Annotated in this window: 16 protein-coding genes; 6 read left to right on the forward strand and 10 right to left on the reverse strand. The window is 72.6% G+C overall.

Annotated elements, in window-relative coordinates; genetic code table 11:
- Positions 1-34: 34 nt before the first annotated feature.
- The 5 genes from AB4Z14_RS20815 to AB4Z14_RS20835 form a co-directional block, all read right to left on the reverse strand.
- Complete coding sequence (locus AB4Z14_RS20815) at positions 35-859, reverse strand: DUF1028 domain-containing protein (protein WP_442276891.1); 825 nt, start codon at positions 857-859, stop codon at positions 35-37.
- A 15-nt stretch (positions 860-874) separates the two neighbouring features.
- Positions 875-1426, reverse strand: coding sequence for a hypoxanthine phosphoribosyltransferase (hpt, locus tag AB4Z14_RS20820; protein WP_020145118.1), 552 nt, complete (start codon positions 1424-1426; stop codon positions 875-877).
- Positions 1427-1638: 212 nt separating this feature from the next.
- Positions 1639-2637, reverse strand: coding sequence for a tRNA lysidine(34) synthetase TilS (gene tilS, locus AB4Z14_RS20825; protein ID WP_056773658.1), 999 nt, complete (start codon positions 2635-2637; stop codon positions 1639-1641).
- 21 nt (positions 2638-2658) lie between these two features.
- Positions 2659-3765 (reverse strand): zinc-dependent metalloprotease, encoded by a 1107-nt coding sequence (locus AB4Z14_RS20830; protein WP_442276892.1) that lies wholly within the window; start codon positions 3763-3765, stop codon positions 2659-2661.
- A 123-nt stretch (positions 3766-3888) separates the two neighbouring features.
- Positions 3889-5541, reverse strand: a complete 1653-nt coding sequence (locus AB4Z14_RS20835; RefSeq protein WP_442276893.1) for a D-alanyl-D-alanine carboxypeptidase/D-alanyl-D-alanine-endopeptidase — start codon at positions 5539-5541, stop codon at positions 3889-3891.
- Positions 5542-5697: 156 nt separating this feature from the next.
- Here AB4Z14_RS20835 and AB4Z14_RS20840 point away from each other — a divergent pair, with 156 nt between their 5' ends.
- Complete coding sequence (locus tag AB4Z14_RS20840) at positions 5698-6216, forward strand: inorganic diphosphatase (RefSeq protein ID WP_020145122.1); 519 nt, start codon at positions 5698-5700, stop codon at positions 6214-6216.
- Positions 6217-6371: 155 nt separating this feature from the next.
- On the opposite strand, the gene AB4Z14_RS20845 is transcribed toward AB4Z14_RS20840, so the two are convergent.
- Positions 6372-7820: an MFS transporter gene (locus tag AB4Z14_RS20845; protein ID WP_442276894.1), complete on the reverse strand. Its 1449-nt coding sequence runs from the start codon at positions 7818-7820 to the stop codon at positions 6372-6374.
- 8 nt (positions 7821-7828) lie between these two features.
- Entirely contained in the window at positions 7829-8068 is a 240-nt protein-coding gene (locus AB4Z14_RS20850; RefSeq protein ID WP_056773671.1) for a hypothetical protein, read from the reverse strand.
- 231 nt (positions 8069-8299) lie between these two features.
- Here AB4Z14_RS20850 and AB4Z14_RS20855 point away from each other — a divergent pair, with 231 nt between their 5' ends.
- The 3 genes from AB4Z14_RS20855 (at position 8300) to AB4Z14_RS20865 (ending at position 10839) form a co-directional block, all read left to right on the forward strand.
- Positions 8300-8848 carry a TetR/AcrR family transcriptional regulator gene (locus tag AB4Z14_RS20855; RefSeq protein WP_442276895.1) on the forward strand — a complete coding sequence of 183 codons (549 nt, stop codon included), beginning with the start codon at positions 8300-8302 and terminating at the stop codon, positions 8846-8848.
- A gap of 306 nt (positions 8849-9154) precedes the next feature.
- Positions 9155-9616 (forward strand): MarR family winged helix-turn-helix transcriptional regulator, encoded by a 462-nt coding sequence (locus AB4Z14_RS20860; RefSeq protein WP_442276896.1) that lies wholly within the window; start codon positions 9155-9157, stop codon positions 9614-9616.
- The gene (locus tag AB4Z14_RS20865; RefSeq protein WP_442276897.1) at positions 9613-10839 is read left to right on the forward strand and encodes an MFS transporter; all 1227 of its coding nucleotides are present in this window, start codon (positions 9613-9615) and stop codon (positions 10837-10839) included. The genes AB4Z14_RS20860 and AB4Z14_RS20865 overlap by 4 nt, the downstream gene beginning before the upstream one ends.
- An 81-nt stretch (positions 10840-10920) precedes the next feature.
- Here AB4Z14_RS20865 and AB4Z14_RS20870 read toward each other — a convergent pair whose 3' ends face one another.
- From AB4Z14_RS20870 to AB4Z14_RS20880, 3 genes are all read right to left on the reverse strand, one after another.
- Positions 10921-11283, reverse strand: coding sequence for a hypothetical protein (locus AB4Z14_RS20870; RefSeq protein ID WP_442276898.1), 363 nt, complete (start codon positions 11281-11283; stop codon positions 10921-10923).
- 129 nt (positions 11284-11412) lie between these two features.
- Complete coding sequence (locus tag AB4Z14_RS20875) at positions 11413-12744, reverse strand: MFS transporter (RefSeq protein ID WP_442276899.1); 1332 nt, start codon at positions 12742-12744, stop codon at positions 11413-11415.
- Between the two features lie 17 nt (positions 12745-12761).
- Positions 12762-14210 (reverse strand): NAD-dependent malic enzyme, encoded by a 1449-nt coding sequence (locus tag AB4Z14_RS20880; RefSeq protein ID WP_442276900.1) that lies wholly within the window; start codon positions 14208-14210, stop codon positions 12762-12764.
- Between the two features lie 174 nt (positions 14211-14384).
- Here AB4Z14_RS20880 and AB4Z14_RS20885 point away from each other — a divergent pair, with 174 nt between their 5' ends.
- Both AB4Z14_RS20885 and AB4Z14_RS20890 read left to right on the forward strand, forming a co-directional pair.
- On the forward strand, positions 14385-16880 hold the full coding sequence (locus AB4Z14_RS20885; RefSeq protein ID WP_442276901.1) for an HAD-IC family P-type ATPase: 2496 nt from the start codon (positions 14385-14387) through the stop codon (positions 16878-16880).
- A 279-nt stretch (positions 16881-17159) separates the two neighbouring features.
- A complete protein-coding gene (locus tag AB4Z14_RS20890; RefSeq protein ID WP_442276902.1) occupies positions 17160-18395 on the forward strand; it encodes an MFS transporter in 1236 nt (411 codons plus the stop codon).
- The last annotated feature ends 89 nt before the right edge of the window (positions 18396-18484 follow it).

An 18484-nucleotide genomic window follows, 5' to 3' on the forward strand; every position in this document is an offset into this window, starting at 1 on the left:
CCGGTTCGGGGGCCGCGGCGCGCGGGGTGGTGGGTCAGTCGGTGGCGGCGCGGAGGGCCTCGAGGACCCGGCCGTCGATGCCGTCGGGGCTCAGGCGCGCCTCGTAGTTCGCGTTGCCCGCCCAGTCGGCGAGAGCCGTCGCGACGTCGGCCTCGCTGAACCCGGCCTGCGCCAGCCTTCCGCGCACCTCGTCGGCGAGCTCGCCCTCGAGCGGCGCGACGTCCTCGGGCTTGCCGAAGTACATCTCCCAGTCGGAGAGCAGGCGCCCGAGCTCGGTCACCGGGTCGGCGTGGTCGTCGACGCGCAGGTCGGCAAGCACCCCGCACGCGTCGTAGCCGGAACCCGGCTCGACGGCGTACATGGCTGCGCTCTGGCGTCCGCGGGAGTCGCCACCGGCGGCGTCGCCGGCCACGAGGGCGGCGAGCAGACGCCGGGCGAGCGGCTGCCCTGCCGTCTCGTGCCAGGCGCGCTCCATCTCCTCGACGACCTCGGGCCCGGTGAGGATGTTGCCCTGGATGGCGTATGCCGTGTGGCCGTCATCGCGGGCGACGCCGCCCGCCCAGTCGTTGCACTCCGAGCCCGTGAAGGTCGCGGCCGAGGCGAGCCCGACGACGCCCACCTGGCGGGTCTCGCGACCCTCGTCGAGCGCGGTCGCGGCCGCAAGCGCCTCGTCCGCGGGCTCGCCGGCAGCGAGGCGGCCGAGGAGCTCGTCGAGGTAGGCGACCCGGGCGAAGGACTGCGTCGCGACCGCGCCCACGCCGAGACGGGCGGCCGGGACGACCGCCCCGACCGCGAGGAACTTGCTCGCAACGGCGATGCCGTGGGCGTCACCCTGGCGGGCGACGATCGAGAAGGTCACCGGAGGCCGCCGCGGTCAGGCGTAGACGTGCGGCGCGAGGGTGCCGACACAACGCAGGTTGCGGTACTTCTCGGCGTAGTCGAGGCCGTAGCCGACGACGAACTCGTTGGGGATGTCGAAGCCGACGTACTTGACCGGGATGTCGACCTTGACGACGTCGGGCTTGCGCAGCAACGTGCAGATCTCGACCGAGGCGGGCTTGCGCGACTCGAGGTTGGACTTGATCCACGAGAGCGTCAGCCCGGAGTCGATGATGTCCTCGACGATGAGCACGTGGCGGCCGCTGATGTCGGTGTCGAGGTCCTTGAGGATGCGCACCACGCCCGAGGACTTCGTGCCGGAGCCGTAGGACGAGACCGCCATCCAGTCCATCGGTGCGGTGCCGGGCAGGGCGCGCATGAGGTCGGCCATGACGACGACGGCACCCTTGAGGACGCCGACGAGCAGGAACTCCTTGCCCTCGTAGTCCCGCCAGATGTCGGCGGCGAGCTCGGAGAGGCGGGTCTGGATCTGCTCCTCGGTGAGCAGGACCTTGGCCAGGTCATCTCCCATGTGCTCGTGGTCCACGGAGGCTCCTCAGTGCGTTGCGGGGGGTGGTGCAGGGTCGTGGGGGGCGGGTCCATTCAACCGCACTCAGGGTGCCGTCCCCGCCGGGATGCGGCCGGGCCCACTCAGCCGAGCAGCTTTAAGCGGTGGTATGCCGTCGGTCCCGTGACGATGAAACCGCGGGTTCGGGCGCCACGGCCCCGAAACCAGCGGGGCCGTCGCGGCCAGCCGGATCAGGCGTTGGCGGTCTGTCGCAGCGGGCTGAAGACGATGGCACCACCGGTGCGCGCGACGGCGATGCCGCCGGGCACGTGGAGCGGGCCCTGTCCGTGCCACGACGTGAGGAGCGCGTCGAGCGACTCGACGTGCGCGGCGCTGACGTCGGCGAGCGGTGCGCCGGCCTCGGCGGCGAGGATCCGCCAGACACGCGTGCGGATCGCCCGCGGCAGGGCCGCGAGCGCGTCGAGGTCGACGCCCTCACCGCCAGGACCGCCGGGCAGGTCGGCCCGGGCCCGGACGGCCAGGCTCTCGAGGTAGTCGGCGTCCTCGCGCAGCAGGTCGGCACTGCGGGCGAGGGCTGCCCCGAAGCCGGGGCCGAGGTCGGACTCGAGGGTGGCGAGCAGCCGGCGGGCGCGGACCCGACGGAACGAGTCGTCGCTGTTGTGCGGGTCGTCCCACGGGTCGATGCCGTAGGCCGCGCAGGCGGCCAGCGTCGTGGCGCGCGGCAGGCCGAGGAGGGGACGGACGAAGCGGTCGCGGCGCACCGGCATACCGCTCAGCGACCGCGCTCCCGACCCGCGGGACAGGCCGAGGAGCACCTGCTCCGCCTGGTCGTCGCGGGTGTGGCCGATGAGCACCATGGACGCGCCGACGCGGTCGGCCGCACCCTCGATGGCGGCGTAGCGGGCCGACCGGGCGTCGGCCTCGAGGCCGGCGCCGCTCGTGCGCACGTCGGCGCGGACGACCTCGACGGGGTCGAGACCGATCTCGCGGCACAGGGCTGCCGCGTCCTCGGCGACCTGGGCCGAACGGTCCTGGAGGCCGTGGTCGACGACGACGGCACCGGCACGCACACCGGAGCGCGGGGCCTCGAAGGCGAGGGCGGCGGCGAGCGCCACGGAGTCGGGGCCGCCCGAGCACGCGACGAGGACGACACCGCCCTCGGGCACGTCGGCAAGGTGCTCACGCACCGCGAGCCGGGTGGCGGCGACGGCGGGGTCAGGACCGGGCATGTCTGCGGGACCTCGCATCGCTCACCCGTGGACCCGACGCACCCAGGCGCCCGGATCGAGGATCTCGGCGGCCCGGGGCAACGTCTCCGGGGAGGACCACACGGCGTTGAAGCCGTCGCGGCCCACCTGGTCGGTGACGGCCCGGACGAAGACGGCGCCGTCGCGGTACTGACGCATCTTGGCCTCGAGACCGAGGAGCTTGCGCAGCAGGCGGTCGATGCCGACCGAGCTGCTGCGGCGCTCGTCGAACTTGCGGCGGATCTCGCCGACGCTCGGGATGACCTGGGGACCGACGGCGTCCATGACGACGTCGGCATGGCCCTCGAGCAGCGACATGACGGCGGTGAGCTCGGCGATCTGGGCCTTCTGCTCCGGGGTCGCGAAGAGCTGGCCGATGCCCTCGCCGGAGCTGAACACCTCGGGGAGGTTCTTCGTCAGCTGCTCGAACCGCTTGGAGAGGTCCTCGGGGGTCGGCGCGAGGTCGACGGCGAGCGCCTGGGTGCGGGCCACCATGTGGTCGCGCAGCCACGGCACCGCGGTGAACTGCACCCGGTGCGTCTCCTCGTGCATGGCGACCCAGCGGCGGAAGTCGGTCGGGTCGACCTCGAGGCGGCGCTCGGTGGCGACGATGTTCGGGGCGACGAGGAGGAGCCGGGGCGTGCCGCCGGGTGCGAGGTCGTACTGCCCGAGCACCTTGCTCGACAGGAAGGCGAGCAGCCCGCCCATCTCGGCGCCGGTGACCTTGCCGCCGATCGCCGCGGCGGTGGCGTTCGTCGACGACTTCTTCCTCGCGTTCAGCTTGTCGACGACCGGGTCGAGCATCGACTTGAACGAGTCGACGTTGGCGCTGATCCAGCCCGCACGGTCGACGACGAGGGGCGCCGGCGCGTCGGCGGGCGCGGTCAGCGCGCTCGTCTCGGCGACCGGAGCCACGGCGGACGCGGCAGCTGCACGCAGGTCGGCGACGATCGCCGCGGCCTCGTCGCTCGAGACCTGGGGGCCCGGGTTGACGATCGCCCGACCGGTCCGCTTCGCGAACTCGTAGTCGACGAACGCGGCCGGCGCACCACCCCTCGAGCCATCGGGACGTCCGGCGTCCACGGGAGTCGGGAGGGTCGTGTCGGTCATGCCAGCCCTTTCGGTGCCGTGACGGTGTCGACGTCGCTCGAGGTGTCTGGGAAGCCCAGCCGGCAACACGGAGAGGTCACGACCACCGTCGCTCACCAGGACCCCGAGCGGCCCACCGGCCCGTCAGCGGCACCCGCACGAGGCGATCGCCGCTACAAAACGGTCCAACGCCGCTCGCGCGTCGTTGGTTCCCACTCCGGCGACCATACCCACGAAGACGAGGAGCCGACCGTCGTCGTCGACGACGCTCCCGGCGAGGGCGTTGGCCCCGGTCAGGGTGCCCGTCTTGGCCCGGGCGCGTCCTGCGGCGTCGTGCTGGGCGCCGGTGAACCGGTCCGCCAGGGTGCCGGTCAGGCCACCGATCGGGAGTCCGTCGAGGGCTCGCCGCAGCACGGCGTGCTTCCCGTCGTAGCCGAGCACGAGCACGTCGGACAGGAGCGAGGCGGGGACCCGGTTCTCGCGGGAGAGGCCGCTCGCGTCGGAGAGGGTCACGCCGGCCGTGTCGAGGCCGAGCGCGGCCACCTGCGACACGACCCACGCGCCGACCTCGGCGAAGTCGGTGCCGGCGCCGGAGCGGTAGGCCGCTTGGCGGGAGAGGATCTCGGTCAGCGCGTTGTCGCTGTCGGTGAGGGCGAGGGCCAGCTGCTCGCGCACGGGCGCGGACTCGACGCTGCCGAGGACCGCTCCCGGGCCGCTCGCGGGCGCGGTCGGCGTCACGGCCGCGGTCGTCGGGGCCTGCGCGCCGTCGGGCGTCGCCCCTTCGGACGGTGTTGCCCCGTCGGACGGGGTGGCCCCGTCGGACGGCGTCGTCCCGTCGGACGGCGTCGTCCCGTCGGACGGTGTGGCGGACGCTCCACCGTCGGCAGCCGGCGTCGGCATCGGCGACCCGGGGACGCCGGGTGCCTGACCTCGCGCGGCCAGCCTCACGTCGATCCCGCGCCCCTCCAGCTGCCGGGCGAAGGCCGACCGGACGGCGGCGACGGGGTCGGCTGGGCCGGGCGCCCCACCATGGGCGCGCTGGCTCGACAGCCCGAGCATCGCGACCGCGCCGGTGATGCCCGAGCTGCGGAAGGTCGACGCCCACGTCGGCGCCGTCGTCGGCCCGGCGGCATACGTCTCGTCGACGTAGAGGGTGACACTGGTGGTGCCGCTGCCCTTGAGTGCCGTGGCCACCTGCTCGGCCAGGTCGCGCAGTCCGGCTCGGCCGGCGACCGCGTCGGGGTCGCCCGTGCCGGGGTTGAGCAGGGAGTCGCCGCCCGCCACGAGGACGATCTCGTCGGGCGTGTCCCCCTCGCGCACGACGGTGCGCAGCGTCTCGTCGGGTGCGAAGGTCTGGCCGATCGCCGCGGCGGAGAGCAGCTTGGTCGTCGAGGCCGGGATGCGCAGCTCGTCGCCGCCCTGGTCGAGCAGCACGTCGCCGGTCTGCCCGTCACGGACGACGAGGGCCGAGTCGCCCAGCGCCGGGAGCGCACGCACCGACGCGAGCGCCTGCTCGATGCCGGCGGCCGACGGGGCGGCCGTGTCGCCGGCGAGCGAGGGCAGCGGCGGCGCGACCGAGGTCGACATTGTCGGCTGCGGGACCGAGGGCAGCGTCCGCGTCGCGACCGTCTCGGTGGGCGGGGGCGGCGGCAGCGGCCGCACCGTCAGCGCACCGGGCGCGGCGTCGGCGACGTCGAGGACGGCATACCCCAGCAGGATCGCGACGACCGACCACACCGCGGCCATGCCGTAGGTCAGGCGGGGACCGCGCCGCGCCGGCTGCGTCTCGTGCGCCACGTCGCGTCACCCCCTGTCCGTCGTCCGTCGCTGTTTCGCGCAAGGACCGCCCTTGCTGACACACTGTCGCGGACGATTCTGTCAGCCGCCGACGGATGCTCCGGCACCCGAGCCGCACCCGAGACAGCACCCGAAGACCGTGAAGAAGGGGAAGACGTGGAGTTCGACGTCACCATCGAGATCCCGCGCGGACAGCGCAACAAGTACGAGGTCGACCACGAGACCGGTCGGATCCGCCTCGACCGCTACCTCTTCACGCCGATGGCCTACCCCGCCGACTACGGCTACATCGAGGACTCGCTCGGTGAGGACGGCGACCCCCTGGACGCGCTCGTGCTGCTGCCCGAGCCGGTCTTCCCCGGCGTCGTCGTCGAGGCGCGCCCGATCGGTGTCTTCCACATGACCGACGAGGCCGGCGGTGACGACAAGGTGCTCTGCGTGCCCGTCGACCCGCGCACCGCCGACGTCCAGGACATCTCTGACGTCAGCACGTTCACCCTCGACGAGATCCAGCACTTCTTCGAGCGCTACAAGGACCTCGAGCCCGGCAAGCACGTCGAGGGATCCGACTGGGGCAACCGCGAGGCCGCCGAGAAGATCATCGGCGAGGCCTTCGACCGCGCCAAGGAGCAGGGCACCTCGACCGCCCGCTGGGCGATGCCGCAGGGTCACTGAGCCACCCGCAACACCTGCCCACACGCGTTCGTATGCCGTGTGCCTGACCCCCGCCGCCGTCCCGGTCGCGGGGGTCAGCCGTCTCCGGCGGCGGGTGCGGCACCAGGGCGGGCCTGCACGTGAAATGCGCGTCGGACCGGCGTCCGGTGGGGTGATCACCCCACCGGCGATGTGGTCACCGCCTGGGCCGGACGCGGCCGGAGCACGAACGCCGCGACGAGCAGCGCCACGAGGGTGAACGTCGCCGACGTGAGGAACGCCGGCTCGACGCCCGGCACGAACTGGCCCGGGACGGCCTGCGAGGCGTAGACACTGACGATCGCGGCGAGGCCCACGGCGCCACCGAGCTGCTGCGCGGTCTGGAGCAGCCCGGAGACCGTGCCGGCCTGGGCGCGGTCGACGCCGCCGAGGACGACGACCGTGACCGGCATGAAGACGAGCGCGGCCGACACGCCGTTGAGCACCAGCGCACCCAGGAGGTGGGCGGCATACGTGCTCGTCGTCGACATGGTGCTCAGCCACACGAAGCTGGCGGTCAGGCCCAGCGTGCCCACGAGGAGCATCGGCCGGGGGCCGACCTTGGCGACGAGGCGGGCGCTGACCCGCGACGTCGCGAAGATCGCGAGGCTGAGCGGGAGGAACGCGGCGCCGGTCGCGACCGGGCTGAAGCCGAGGACGAGCTGGAGGTACTGCGTCACGAGGAAGAACGTCGAGAACTGCGCGCCGACGACGAGCGCCATGAGCACGAGGGCTCCCCCGCGGGTGCGGTTGCGGACGAGCGCGAGCGGCAGCAGCGGGGAGCTGACCCGACCCTCGGTGCGCACGAAGAGCGCGATGAGGAGCACGCCGACGACGAACGAGCCGATCGTCACGGGCGACGCCCAGCCGCGGTCGGCCGCACTGATGAAGCCGTGCACGACGGAGACGGAGCCGAGGGTGGCGGTGATCGCGCCGACCACGTCGAAGCGGCCACGGATCCTCGGCGTCTCGGTCACGTAACGGCGCGCGAGGACGAGCACGACGGCCCCGATCGGGACGTTGACGAAGAGCGTCCAGTGCCAGCTCACGTAGTCGGTGAGGATCCCACCGAGGAGCAGGCCGATGGACGCGCCCGCGGACGACACGGCCGTGAAGAGCGCCAGCCCGCGGTTGCGCGCGGCCTCGTTCGGGGCGCTCGTCGTGACGAGGGCGAGGACGCTCGGCGCGGCGAAGGCGGCGCCGACGCCCTGGAGGGTGCGCGCGGCGATGAGCCAGGCGGGGGACGTGGCGAGGCCACCGAGCAGGCTCGCGACGGTGAAGATCGCCAGGCCGATCTCGAAGATGCGCAGTCGCCCGAAGACGTCGCCGAGGCGCCCGCCCAGGAGCAGCAGCCCGCCGAAGGCGAGGGTGTAGGCGTTGAGCACCCAGGAGAGACCCGCGGGCGTGAACCCGAGGTCGGTCTGGATGTGCGGGAGCGCGACGTTCACGACGGTCGCGTCGAGCACGAGCATGAGCTGGGCGACGAGGACGACGCCTAGGCCGATGGCGCCGCGGCGGGCGGCCCGCTCCCGCGTGGAGCGCTCGGGTTGTCGGGTGACGGGTGATGCGGTGGTGCTGGTCGACATCTCTGACCTCAGGATTCGTGGTGCGTGAACGGGCGGTGCGAGCTCTCGTCGGTGAGGTCGCGGGCCATGGGCGTGAAGGAGGTGGCGCGGGTGCGGCGTCGGCGCTCGCCGTCGCTGGCACCCTGCGTGCCGTGCGTGCCCTCGGCTCCGTGGGTGCCGCGGGGCACGAGCGGGGCACGGTGGGTCGTGGCGAGGTGCGACAGGTGGACGCGTCGGGCCTGTCGGGTGGGCTGGATCGTGGTGGTCATGGGTGCCGGACTCCTCTGTGACGACGATCGGCGCTACGATTAGCGGAGAACCACTCCGGTTCTGCCTGACCCACAATACGGAGACTGTCTCCGTTTTAGCAAGGGAGATTTCTCGTGAGGCCTGCCGAAGCTGGCAGTGCGACGCTCGAGTCGTCGCCGGGATCTGTTGCCACCCAAGGGGATTCGGCTGCCGGACCGGCTCAGGAGAGCTCCGAGAAAATGCCTCGCCCGATGCGCGCCGACGCCAGGCGCAACTACGACAAGATCCTCGCGACCGCCCGCATCGTCTTCACCGAGCGCGGCACCGACTCCTCGCTCGACGAGATCGCGAAGCGGGCCGGGGTAGGCCCCGGCACGCTCTACCGCCACTTCCCCACCCGCGAGGCCCTCGTCGACGCCCTCATGCAGGACTGGACCGACCGCGTTTCCGCCGACGCCGACGCCGCCATCGCCACGGGGCAGCCCGCCCGGGAGATGCTGCTCGGCTGGTTCGAGCACTTCATCGACCACATCACGCTGCACCGGGGCGCGGCCAGCAAGATCTGCGCCGCCATGGACGACCCCGCGTCCCCGATGTACCGCAAGTGCCGCGTCATGGGCGAGGCCAACCGCCGCGTCATCGACCACCTCGACGCCGGGGGCGAGCTGCGCCCGGGCGTCGACGCCGCCAACGTCATGCGCCTCGTCAGCGGCGTCGCGAGCGTCGCCGACACGAGCCACGCCGACCTCGACGTCCGGCCCATGCTCGAGGTCGTCGTCGACGGGATCGTCCGCGGCTGACACGTCGCTGCAGGGGCATGACCGTCGACCTGGCGCGTGAGACGTCGACGATCCTCCTCGGCACGCTCGTCACCTCCACCACCTACCGCCTGCCCCGGTGGCGTGCCGATCACCATCGGTGGTGGCGGCACGCGGCGCACCCCGGCGCTCGCCGCGAGGCATGCCGGGCGTCGCGCCGACGCCGTGCTCGGCCAGCTCAGCTGAGTCCCAGTCGAGTGAGCGCCCCGTCCCACTCGAGTGAGCGCTCCACCCCCGTCCCATGAACTGGACTTGATATACATAGGTTGTCTATGTAAATTGGAGCGAGTGACCGAACCGACCACCCTGGGCAACGACCTGCTGCGCTCGGCCGCGCGACTCTCGCGCTGGGCCAGCCGGCACGCGTCGTTCGACGTGCCCTTCGCGCAGGCCCGCCTCCTCGCCCTGCTCGACGAGCTCGGACCCTCCCGCGTCAGCGCCCTCGCGGCCGCCGATCACAGCAGCCAGCCGACGATCACCACCCAGCTCCAGCGCCTCGAGGCGTCGGGCTGGGTGCACCGCGCGTCCGACCCCGACGACGCGCGCGCCACGGTGATCTCCCTCAGCGACGAGGGCCACGCCGCGCTCGAGACCGTGCGTCGGGCCCGACTGGCCGTCCTGTCCCCCGCCCTCGACCAGCTCGACGGACCGGCCCTCGACCGCGTCCGCGTCGCCATCGACGTCATGAACGAGCTGCTCGCCGCCGCGGCGGACGCCCCTGTCCCGCACCCCACCCGAAAGGACGGATGACCACCACCATGTGGCGCCAACCCAAGACCGTCTGGTCGATCGCCTTCGCCTGCGTGATCTCCTTCATGGGCATCGGCCTCGTCGACCCCATCCTCAAGCCGATCGCCGACGAGCTCGGTGCAGGCCCGTCGCAGGTCTCGCTCCTCTTCACCAGCTACCTCGCCGTCATGGGCATCGCGATGCTCGGCACCGGCTGGGTCAGCAGCCGCGTCGGTGCCAAGCGCACCCTGCTGCTCGGCCTCGCCCTCATCATCGTCGGCGCCGCCTTCGCCGGCAGCCAGGACACCGTCGGCGGCATCGTCGCCTTCCGCGCCCTCTGGGGCCTCGGCAACGCGCTCTTCATCGCGACCGCCCTGGCGACGATCGTCAACGCGGCTGCCGGCTCGGTCAAGCAGGCGATCATCCTCTACGAGGCCGCTCTCGGTGTCGGCATCGCGACCGGCCCGCTGCTCGGCGGCTGGCTCGGCGGCATCTCCTGGCGCTGGCCGTTCTACGGCGTCGCCGTGCTCATGGCCGTCGCGTTCATCGCGACGCTGACCACGTTGCCGAAGACCCCGCCGGCGGAGAACCCGACCTCGATCACGGCGCCCCTGCGTGCCCTCGGCCACCGTGGCCTGCTCACCGTCGGCATCACGGCGCTGCTCTACAACTTCGGCTTCTTCACCCTGCTCGCCTTCACGCCCTTCCCGCTCGCCATGGGGGCGCACGAGATCGGGTTCATCTTCTTCGGCTGGGGCGTGCTGCTCGCCATCACGTCGGTCTTCGTCGCCCCGATGATCCAGCGCCGCTTCGGCACGCTGGCCGGCATCGTCGGCGCGCTGCTCGGCTTCGCGGTCATTCTCGCCGCCATGGCGATGTGGACCGAGAACAAGACCGTGCTCGTCGTCGGCGTCATCCTCGCCGGCGCCTTCCTCGGCGTGAACAACACGCTCATCACCGAGACGGTCATGAAGGTCTCCCCCGTCGAGCGCGGGGTCGCGTCTGCGGCCTACTCCTTCGTGCGCTTCAGCGGCGGCGCCGTCGCCCCGTGGCTCGCCGGCAACCTCGGCGAGAAGTCGATCCACCTGCCCTTCTGGGTGGGCTCGGCCGCGGTCGTGCTGGCCGTCCTCGTGCTCCTCACCGCTCGCCGGATCATCAGCGCGCTCGACGAGGCGCCCGGACACGGCGCCGAGGAGGTCACGTCCCGCACCGAGGCCGAGGCCCTCACCGTCGGCGACGCCTGAGGCCCACCCTCTTCCACCGTCGAAAGGCCACGAACCGGGCCGCCCCCGCAGGGCGAGGCCCGGTTCGTGGCCTTCTACGGTTCAGGGCAGGAGGTCCGCCAGGTCGGTGTCACCCCGCCGGCGGCGCCCGCCGCGAATGTCATAGGAGTCGACGAGCAGCTCCGCGAGCTCGGCCCGGTCGAGGCGGTCGAGGCGCGCCCACGTCGTGACGCGGTAGCGGAACGTGTCGATCCGCACGAACGTGTCGCGCCGGTCGGCGAGCGCCTGCTCGGTGTCCATCTCGCCGGTCCACACCTGGACGAGCTCGCGCCCGTCGTCGTCCCAGCGCAGACGCGCGAACGTATGCCGTCCGGCGTGCCAGGCGGGAGAGCCCTCGTGGGCGACCCCGAGCACCGCGCCGGGCAGGCGACCGGCCAGCTCGTCCACGTCCGCCCACGTCGCCATCGCTCCTCCTCCCGAGCAGGCTAGACCGCAGAACGTGGCCTTTCGAGGGGTCGGCACCCACGAAACGTGGCCTCTCGACAGGTGCGGACCCGCAGAACGTGGCCTCTCGACGGTTGAGAGCGGCCCCGGTCAGTGGAAGGTGACGGAGCGGCCGGCCTGCATGGCGGCGTACGCGTCGGGGTCGGCCTCGAGGGCCGCGCGCCGCGCCTTGTGCCGGTAGCGCAGGATCTGCACGATCCCGAGAGCCCACACGGGGTACTGCACCGTCATCGCGACCCGGAACGCGTCGACGTCCCACGTCGGCGGCCCGCCCGGAGCGACCCGGTCGAGGACGACGCCGACGAGGGCGACCGCCGTCAACGTCGCGATGAAGCCGCCGGTGTTGACGATGCCCGAGGCGCTGCCGATGCGGGTCGGCGGGTTGAACGTGCGCGCGAGGTCGAAGCCGATCATCGAGCCCGGGCCGCCGATGGCGATGAGCACGACGAGGACGACGAGCATCCACAGCGGCGCGCGTCCGGGCCAGAGCAGCACCACCGTCCAGGCGGCGATCGCGGCGGCGACGATCCACAGCACGAGGGTGCTGCGCGAGAACGGGTAGCGCATCGTCAGCGTGCCGATAACGGGGCTCGACACGACCGTCGTGACGACCATGAGCATGAGCAGCACGCTTGCCGTCGACGCCGAGACTCCTTGTCCTGCAACGAGGAACGGGAAGCCCCACAACATCGTGAACATGTTGGCGGCGAACTGCGACGTGAAGTGCGACCACAGCCCGAGCCGGGTCCCCGGCACGAGCCACGCCGCCCGAAGGGTGCGCGCGATGGCCCGCAGCCGCAGCTCGTCCCGGTGGTGGTCGACGTAGGGGCTGTCCTTGACGACGACGACGAGCGCGACCCCCGTGAGCACACCGACCGACGCCGCGACGGCATACGACGGGGTCCACCCGAAGTGGTGGAGCGCGGCCGCGAGCGGCCCGGCGGCGGCGAACGCCCCGAGCTGCCCGAGGACGCCGGTCAGCTGCGTCACCATCGGCGTGCGGCGCGGTGAGAACCACAGCGCGACGAGGCGCAGCACCGAGATGAACACCATGGCGTCGCCCATGCCGAGCAGCACCCGGCAGAGCAGCGCGGCCGGGAAGGCGTGGACGAACGCGAAGCCGAACTGGGCCAGCGTCAGCAGGGTGAGCCCGACCCCGAGCATGCGCTTGCTGCCGTAGCGGTCGAGCAGCGCCCCGACCGGCAGCTGCATCGCTGCGTAGACGAAGACCTGGACGATCGTGAAGGTCGACAGCTGCGAGCTGCTGATGCCGAAACGGTCGGCGGCCTCGAGACCGGCGACGCCGAGCGAGGTGCGGTGGAAGACGGCGAGGACGTAGACCGAGATGGCGGCCGCCCACACCGCCCAGGCGCGGCGGCCGTCGAGCGGATAGCGCTGTCCGGGATGGGTCGTGCTCGTCATCCGGTGGGTCGTGCTCCTCAGTTGGCGCCGGTCATCGGGATGTTCATCGCCGGGGCCTTGGGCACGCAGTCGACGATCGCCTTGGCGACGGTCTTGCTCATGTCGGGCTGGAAGACGCTCGGGATGATGTAGTTCGGGTTGAGCTGCTCATCGGTGACGACCGAGGCGATGGCGTCGGCGGCCTTGATGAGCATCTCGGTCGTGACGTCGGTCGCCCGGGCGTCGAGCAGACCACGGAAGACGCCGGGGAAGGCCAGCACGTTGTTGATCTGGTTCGGGTAGTCGCTGCGGCCCGAGGCCACGACGGTGGCGCGCTGCGTCGCCTCGTAGATGTCGACCTCGGGGTCGGGGTTGGCGAGCGCGAAGACGATGCGCTTCTCAGCCATCTCGTCGATCCACTCGGGCGCGAGGATGTGGGGTGCGCTCACGCCGATGAAGACGTCGGCGCCCTGGAGGCCGTCGCGCAGGGTGCCGGTGAGGCCGCGCGGGTTGGTCTTCTCGGCGAGGTCGCGCCACGCCGGTGTCAGGGACTCGTCGTCCTGGTTGAGCAGGCCCGGACGGTCGGAGACGGTGACATCCACCGCGCCGGCGGCGAGCAGCAGCTGGACGATCGCCGAGCCGGCCGCGCCGCCACCGGAGACGACGATGCGCGCGTCGGGCAGCTTCTTGTCGATGCAGCGCAGCGCGTTCTTCAGCGCGGCGAGCACGACGATGGCCGTGCCGTGCTGGTCGTCGTGGAAGACGGGGATCGAGAGGCGCTCACGCAGCTTGGCCTCGATCTCGAAGCAGCGCGGGGCGGCGATGTCCTCGAGGTTGATACCACCGAAGCCGGGGGCGATGAGCTCGACGGTGCGCACGATCTCGTCGACGTCGGTCGTGTCGATGCAGATCGGCCACGCATCGATGTCGGCGAAGCGCTTGAAGAGCGCCGCCTTGCCCTCCATGACCGGAAGCGCCGCCATCGGGCCGATGTTGCCGAGCCCGAGCACGGCCGAGCCGTCGGTGACGACGGCGACCGAGTTGCCCTTGATCGTCAGGCGCGGCACGTCCTCGGGGTGCTCGAAGAGGGCCTGGCTCACGCGGCCGACGCCGGGCGTGTAGGCCATCGCGAGGTCCTGGCGGTTGCGCAGGTTGACCTTGGACTCGACGGAGATCTTGCCGCCGAGGTGCAGCAGGAAGACGCGGTCGGAGACCTTGTGGACGCGGACGCCCTCGAGCGTCTCCACGGCGTCGACGACCTCGGTCGAGTGCTCGGCGTTGCTGGCGGAGCAGGTGAGGTCGATGACGAGCCGGTCGGGGTGCGAGTCGACGATGTCGAGCGCCGTCGTGATGCCACCGCTCTCGGCGACCTTCACCGCGAGGGCCCCGATGACCGCCGGGTCGGTGCCGGCGTGGATCCGCATCGTGATCGAGTAGGAGGCAGTGGTGGCGCGGGCACGTTGGATCGACTCAGTCACGCGCCCCATCGTCCCACGACCGGAGAAGCGCCCCGGACCTCGTCCGAAGACCGATCAGTAACCTTTGTCCACCACCGGGGCGACGGCGGTCGTATGCCGTCGCGCCGCCTTCCCGAGACGCCTCCGCAGCGCTCGCGCGCGTTCCACCGCGGAGGCCAGCACCCGGCATACGACAATGGGCCGGTGACGACAGACGGGGCGACACACGGCTCGACACACGGGACGACGGACGGCCCGACCCCTGGCGGGGCGACCCTGACCCGGCCCGAGGGGCTGACGGGTGCCGAGGTGGCCGAGCGCGTCTCGCGTGGCGCCGTCAACGCGCTGACCGAGCGGACGTCACGCTCGATCGGCGAGATCGTCCGGGCCAACGTGCTGACCCGCTTCAACGCGATCCTCGGCGCTCTCTTCGTCCTCGTCATGGTGACGGGGTCGTTCGCCGACGGGCTCTTCGGGATCGTGCTCGTCGTCAACTCCGCCATCGGCATCGTCCAGGAGTACCTCGCCAAGCGGAAGCTCGACCGGCTCGCGCTGCTCAACGCCCCGACGACGCGGGTCGTGCGCGACGGCGAGGTGCGGGTGGTGCCGACGACCGAGGTGGTGCAGGACGATCTCATCGAGCTGCGCACGGGCGACGAGGTGCCTGCCGACGGCACCCTCCTGGCGAGCGCCGGGCTCGAGCTCAACGAGGCGAACCTCACCGGCGAGTCCGATCCGGTGCCGCACGGCGAGGGCGACGACATCATGTCGGGCACGAGCGTCGTCGCGGGGTCGGGCCGCTACCACGCGAGCCAGGTCGGCGCCGACGCCTACGTCAACCGGATCGCCGCTGACGCAAGGAAGTTCACGCGCACCCGCTCGGAGATCCAGGACTCGATCAACACCCTGCTGACCTACATCACCTGGGTCATCGTCGGCGCCCTGCCCATCGCCATCTGGTCGCAGTGGCGCACCGTCGGCGACCAGGGCTGGCGCGAGGTCGTCCTCCGCTCGGCGGCGGGCGTCGTCGGCCTCGTGCCCGAGGGTCTCGTGCTCCTCACCTCGGTCGCGTTCCTGCTGTCAGCGGTGCAGCTGACGCGCCGCAACGTCCTCGTCCAGCAGCTCCCGGCCGTCGAGGGCCTCGCCCGGGTCGACGTCGTCTGCCTCGACAAGACGGGGACGCTGACCGCGGGCGAGATCGCCTTCGAGGACGCGCACACCCTCGACGGGCAGGACGCCGACGAGATCCGTTGCGCGCTGGGGGCGCTCGCCGACGACCCGAACGCCAACGGCACCCTGACCGCCGTGGCCGCGGTCATCGAGGCGCCCGGCTGGGAGCGCACGCAGACGATCCCCTTCACCTCCTCCCGCAAGTGGAGCGCGGCGTGCTTCGCCGAGCGCTCGACCTGGGTGCTCGGCGCGCCGGAGGTGCTGCTCGCCGCCGACCCGCAGCCGTCGCCGCCCGAGGTGCTCGAGGCGATCCGGGCACGGGTCGCCGCGCTCGCGGACTCCGGGCGACGCGTCGTCCTGCTCGCCCGGAGCGAGGCGCACCTCACGGAGTCGACGCTGCCGGCCGACATCACCCCGGCCGCCCTCGTGACCCTCACCGAGCAGGTGCGCCCCGACGCCAAGGCGACGCTCGACTACTTCGCCGAGCAGGGGGTCGCCATCAAGGTCATCTCGGGCGACAACCCCGTCACCGTCGCCGCCGTGGCCCGGACCGTGGGGCTCGACGTCGGCGAGCCCGTCGACGCGCGCACCCTGCCCGACGACGAGGACGCCCTGCGGGAGGTCCTCGCGACGCACACGGTCTTCGGCCGGGTCACCCCCGAGCAGAAGCGCGCCTTCGTCCACGCGCTCCAGGCCGACGGTCACGTCGTGGCGATGACCGGAGACGGCGTCAACGACGCGCTCGCCCTCAAGGACGCCGACATCGGCGTGGCCATGGGCAACGGGGCCCAGGCCACTAAGGCGGTCGCCGAGCTCGTCCTGCTCGACGGGAGGTTCTCGCACCTGCCCGACGTGCTCGCCGAGGGACGCCGGGTCATCGGCAACGTCGAGCGCGTCGCCAACCTCTTCCTCGCCAAGAACGCGATGAGCCTCGTCGCCATCCTCGCTGCAGCGCTCATCGCCGTGCCCTTCCCGTTCCTGCCGCGCCACCTGACGCTCGTGTCGGCCGTGACCATCGGCATCCCGGCGTTCTTCCTCGCCCTCGGACCCAACAAGCGCCGCTACCTCTCCGGCTTCCTCGGACGCATCCTGCGTTTCGCCGTGCCGTCCGGCGCCGTCGCGGGAGTCGCCGTCATCACGTCCTACCTGCTCGCGGGCAGCAGCTACGGCGTGCCGCCGGACGAGTTCTCGACCCGGTGTGCCGTCGAGGCCGGCGCGAAGACCGTCGCCGACGTCGCGTGCTGGCAGCCGGGCAGCGGAGCGACGATCACGCTCCTCACGGTCTTCTTCTGGATCCTCGTCGTGCTCGCCCGGCCCTTCCGGCTGTGGAAGGCCGTCCTCGTCGCCGCGATGGTCGGGCTCGCCGTCACGGCGTTCGCGTGGCCGTCCGCCGCGTCCTTCTTCAACCTCGACGCGCCCCTGCCGCTAGTCTGGCAGTCGCTCGCGGTCGGTGCCGTCGGCGCGGGGCTGGTCGAGGCGATCTACCGGCTCTCGCCGTCCGTGCGCCAAGCCCACCACATGCGCGACTGACGCACCTGGGCGGATCGTCGCCGCCCTCCACCCGGCGCCCTCCACCCGGCGCCCCCACCCGGCGCCCCCACCCGGCGCCCCCACCCGGCGCCCCCACCCGGCGCCCCCACCCGGCGCCCCCACCCGGCGCCCCCACCCGTCCCGGCCGGTGAGCAGCGACCGGGCTCCGGTCCGCGACGCCCTACACTGGGAGGTGCACAGGGATCTGGCGTGACCTGTTGGGCGGGTAGGCACGCACCCGTTGTCGCGTACCCCGCGACCAGATCCGGAGCTGCTCACGTGTCACCCATCGACTCCTACCGCCACCTCTTCGGCCTCACCGGGCGCACCTACATCGTCGTCGCCTTCCTGGCTCGTATGCCGCTCGCGATGAGCCAGCTGGGCACCCTCCTGCTCGTGTCGTCCGCCACCGGCAGCTACGGCGCGGGCGGCTTCTGCGCCGGCGCCCTCGCCGTGGCCAACGCCGTCGGGGCGCCCTTCTGGGGTGCCCGGGCCGACCGGCTCGGCCAGCGCCGGGTCGTCGCCTTCCAGTCGCTCGCCGGGGCGGCCGGCCTCGTCGGCATCCTCCTCGTGGTCAACGCCGGACTCCCTTGGGGCATGGCCGCGGTCGCGAGCGCGGTCGCGGGTCTCCTTCTGCCGCAGATCGGTCCGCTGGCCCGCGTGCGCTGGCGCCCCATCACCGCCGAGACCGGCGCCCGCCAGCACCGGCTCGTCGACGCCGCCTTCTCCTACGAGGGCGCGGCCGACGAGGCCTCCTTCGTCCTCGGCCCGGCGCTCGTCGGGCTCGGCGTCTCCGTCGCGAGCCCCACGGCGGCCTTGGCGCTCGCGGCCGCGGGCCTCGCCGTCTTCGGCACGTGGTTCGCCCTGCACGAGACCGCAGCGGTCACGCACGCCGCGACGTCGCGGACGGCCGGCGCCGTCGGCCGACTGATGACACCCGCCGTCGTCGTCCTGTGCGCCGCCCAGCTGCTCGTCGGCACCGTCTTCGGGTCGGTCCAGACCGGCACGTCCGTCCTCGCCACCGCCGCGGGCTCTCCCGGCCTCACGGGCTACTTCCACGCCCTGCTCGGCGTCGGCAGCGTCATCGCCGGTCTCGCCGTCGCAGGACTGCCCGCGCGGTTCGCGCTGTCGGCACGGCTGCGATGGTTCGCCGTCGGCCTGCTCGCCCTCTCGGCGCCGCTCCTGCTCGTCGGGTCGCTGCCCGCTCTCGTCCCCGTCCTGCTCGTGCTCGGCCTCACCGTCGCGCCCTACATGATCACGACGTTCACCCTGGGCGAGCGCGTCACGCCGCCGTCCCGCACCGGCGCCGCGATGACGGCGCTCGCCGCGGCCACCGGGCTCGGCTACGCGCTCGGGGCCGCGGTGGCCGGGCGCCTCGCCGACTGGGGCGGGCACACGCCGGCGTATGCCGTCACGGTCGGTGCCGGCGCCGCGGCCGTCCTCGTGTCGTGGGGTTTCCGGCGGGTCCTCGAGCACGCCCAGCCCCACGAGGCCGTGCCAGCGCCCGTCCCCTGAGCCGGGAGCCGAACAGTGCGCGGTCGCACCACGAGTGCGCGGTCGCACCACGAGTGCGCGCTCGACCCCCGCGTGCGCGGTGCACCGCG

Origin of the sequence: Terrabacter sp. 2TAF16 (genome assembly GCF_052115065.1) — a bacterium.
GTDB lineage: Bacteria > Actinomycetota > Actinomycetes > Actinomycetales > Dermatophilaceae > Terrabacter.

Coding starts and splice junctions, on each gene's coding strand:
- tilS (WP_056773658.1), bottom strand. CDS start 2,637: ATGCCCGGTCCTGACCCCGCCGTCGCCGCCACCCGGCTCGCGGTGCGT.
- AB4Z14_RS20830 (WP_442276892.1), bottom strand. CDS start 3,765: ATGACCGACACGACCCTCCCGACTCCCGTGGACGCCGGACGTCCCGAT.
- AB4Z14_RS20845 (WP_442276894.1), bottom strand. CDS start 7,820: ATGTCGACCAGCACCACCGCATCACCCGTCACCCGACAACCCGAGCGC.
- AB4Z14_RS20850 (WP_056773671.1), bottom strand. CDS start 8,068: ATGACCACCACGATCCAGCCCACCCGACAGGCCCGACGCGTCCACCTG.
- AB4Z14_RS20855 (WP_442276895.1), top strand. CDS start 8,300: ATGCGCGCCGACGCCAGGCGCAACTACGACAAGATCCTCGCGACCGCC.
- AB4Z14_RS20865 (WP_442276897.1), top strand. CDS start 9,613: ATGACCACCACCATGTGGCGCCAACCCAAGACCGTCTGGTCGATCGCC.
- AB4Z14_RS20870 (WP_442276898.1), bottom strand. CDS start 11,283: ATGGCGACGTGGGCGGACGTGGACGAGCTGGCCGGTCGCCTGCCCGGC.
- AB4Z14_RS20875 (WP_442276899.1), bottom strand. CDS start 12,744: ATGACGAGCACGACCCATCCCGGACAGCGCTATCCGCTCGACGGCCGC.
- AB4Z14_RS20880 (WP_442276900.1), bottom strand. CDS start 14,210: ATGGGGCGCGTGACTGAGTCGATCCAACGTGCCCGCGCCACCACTGCC.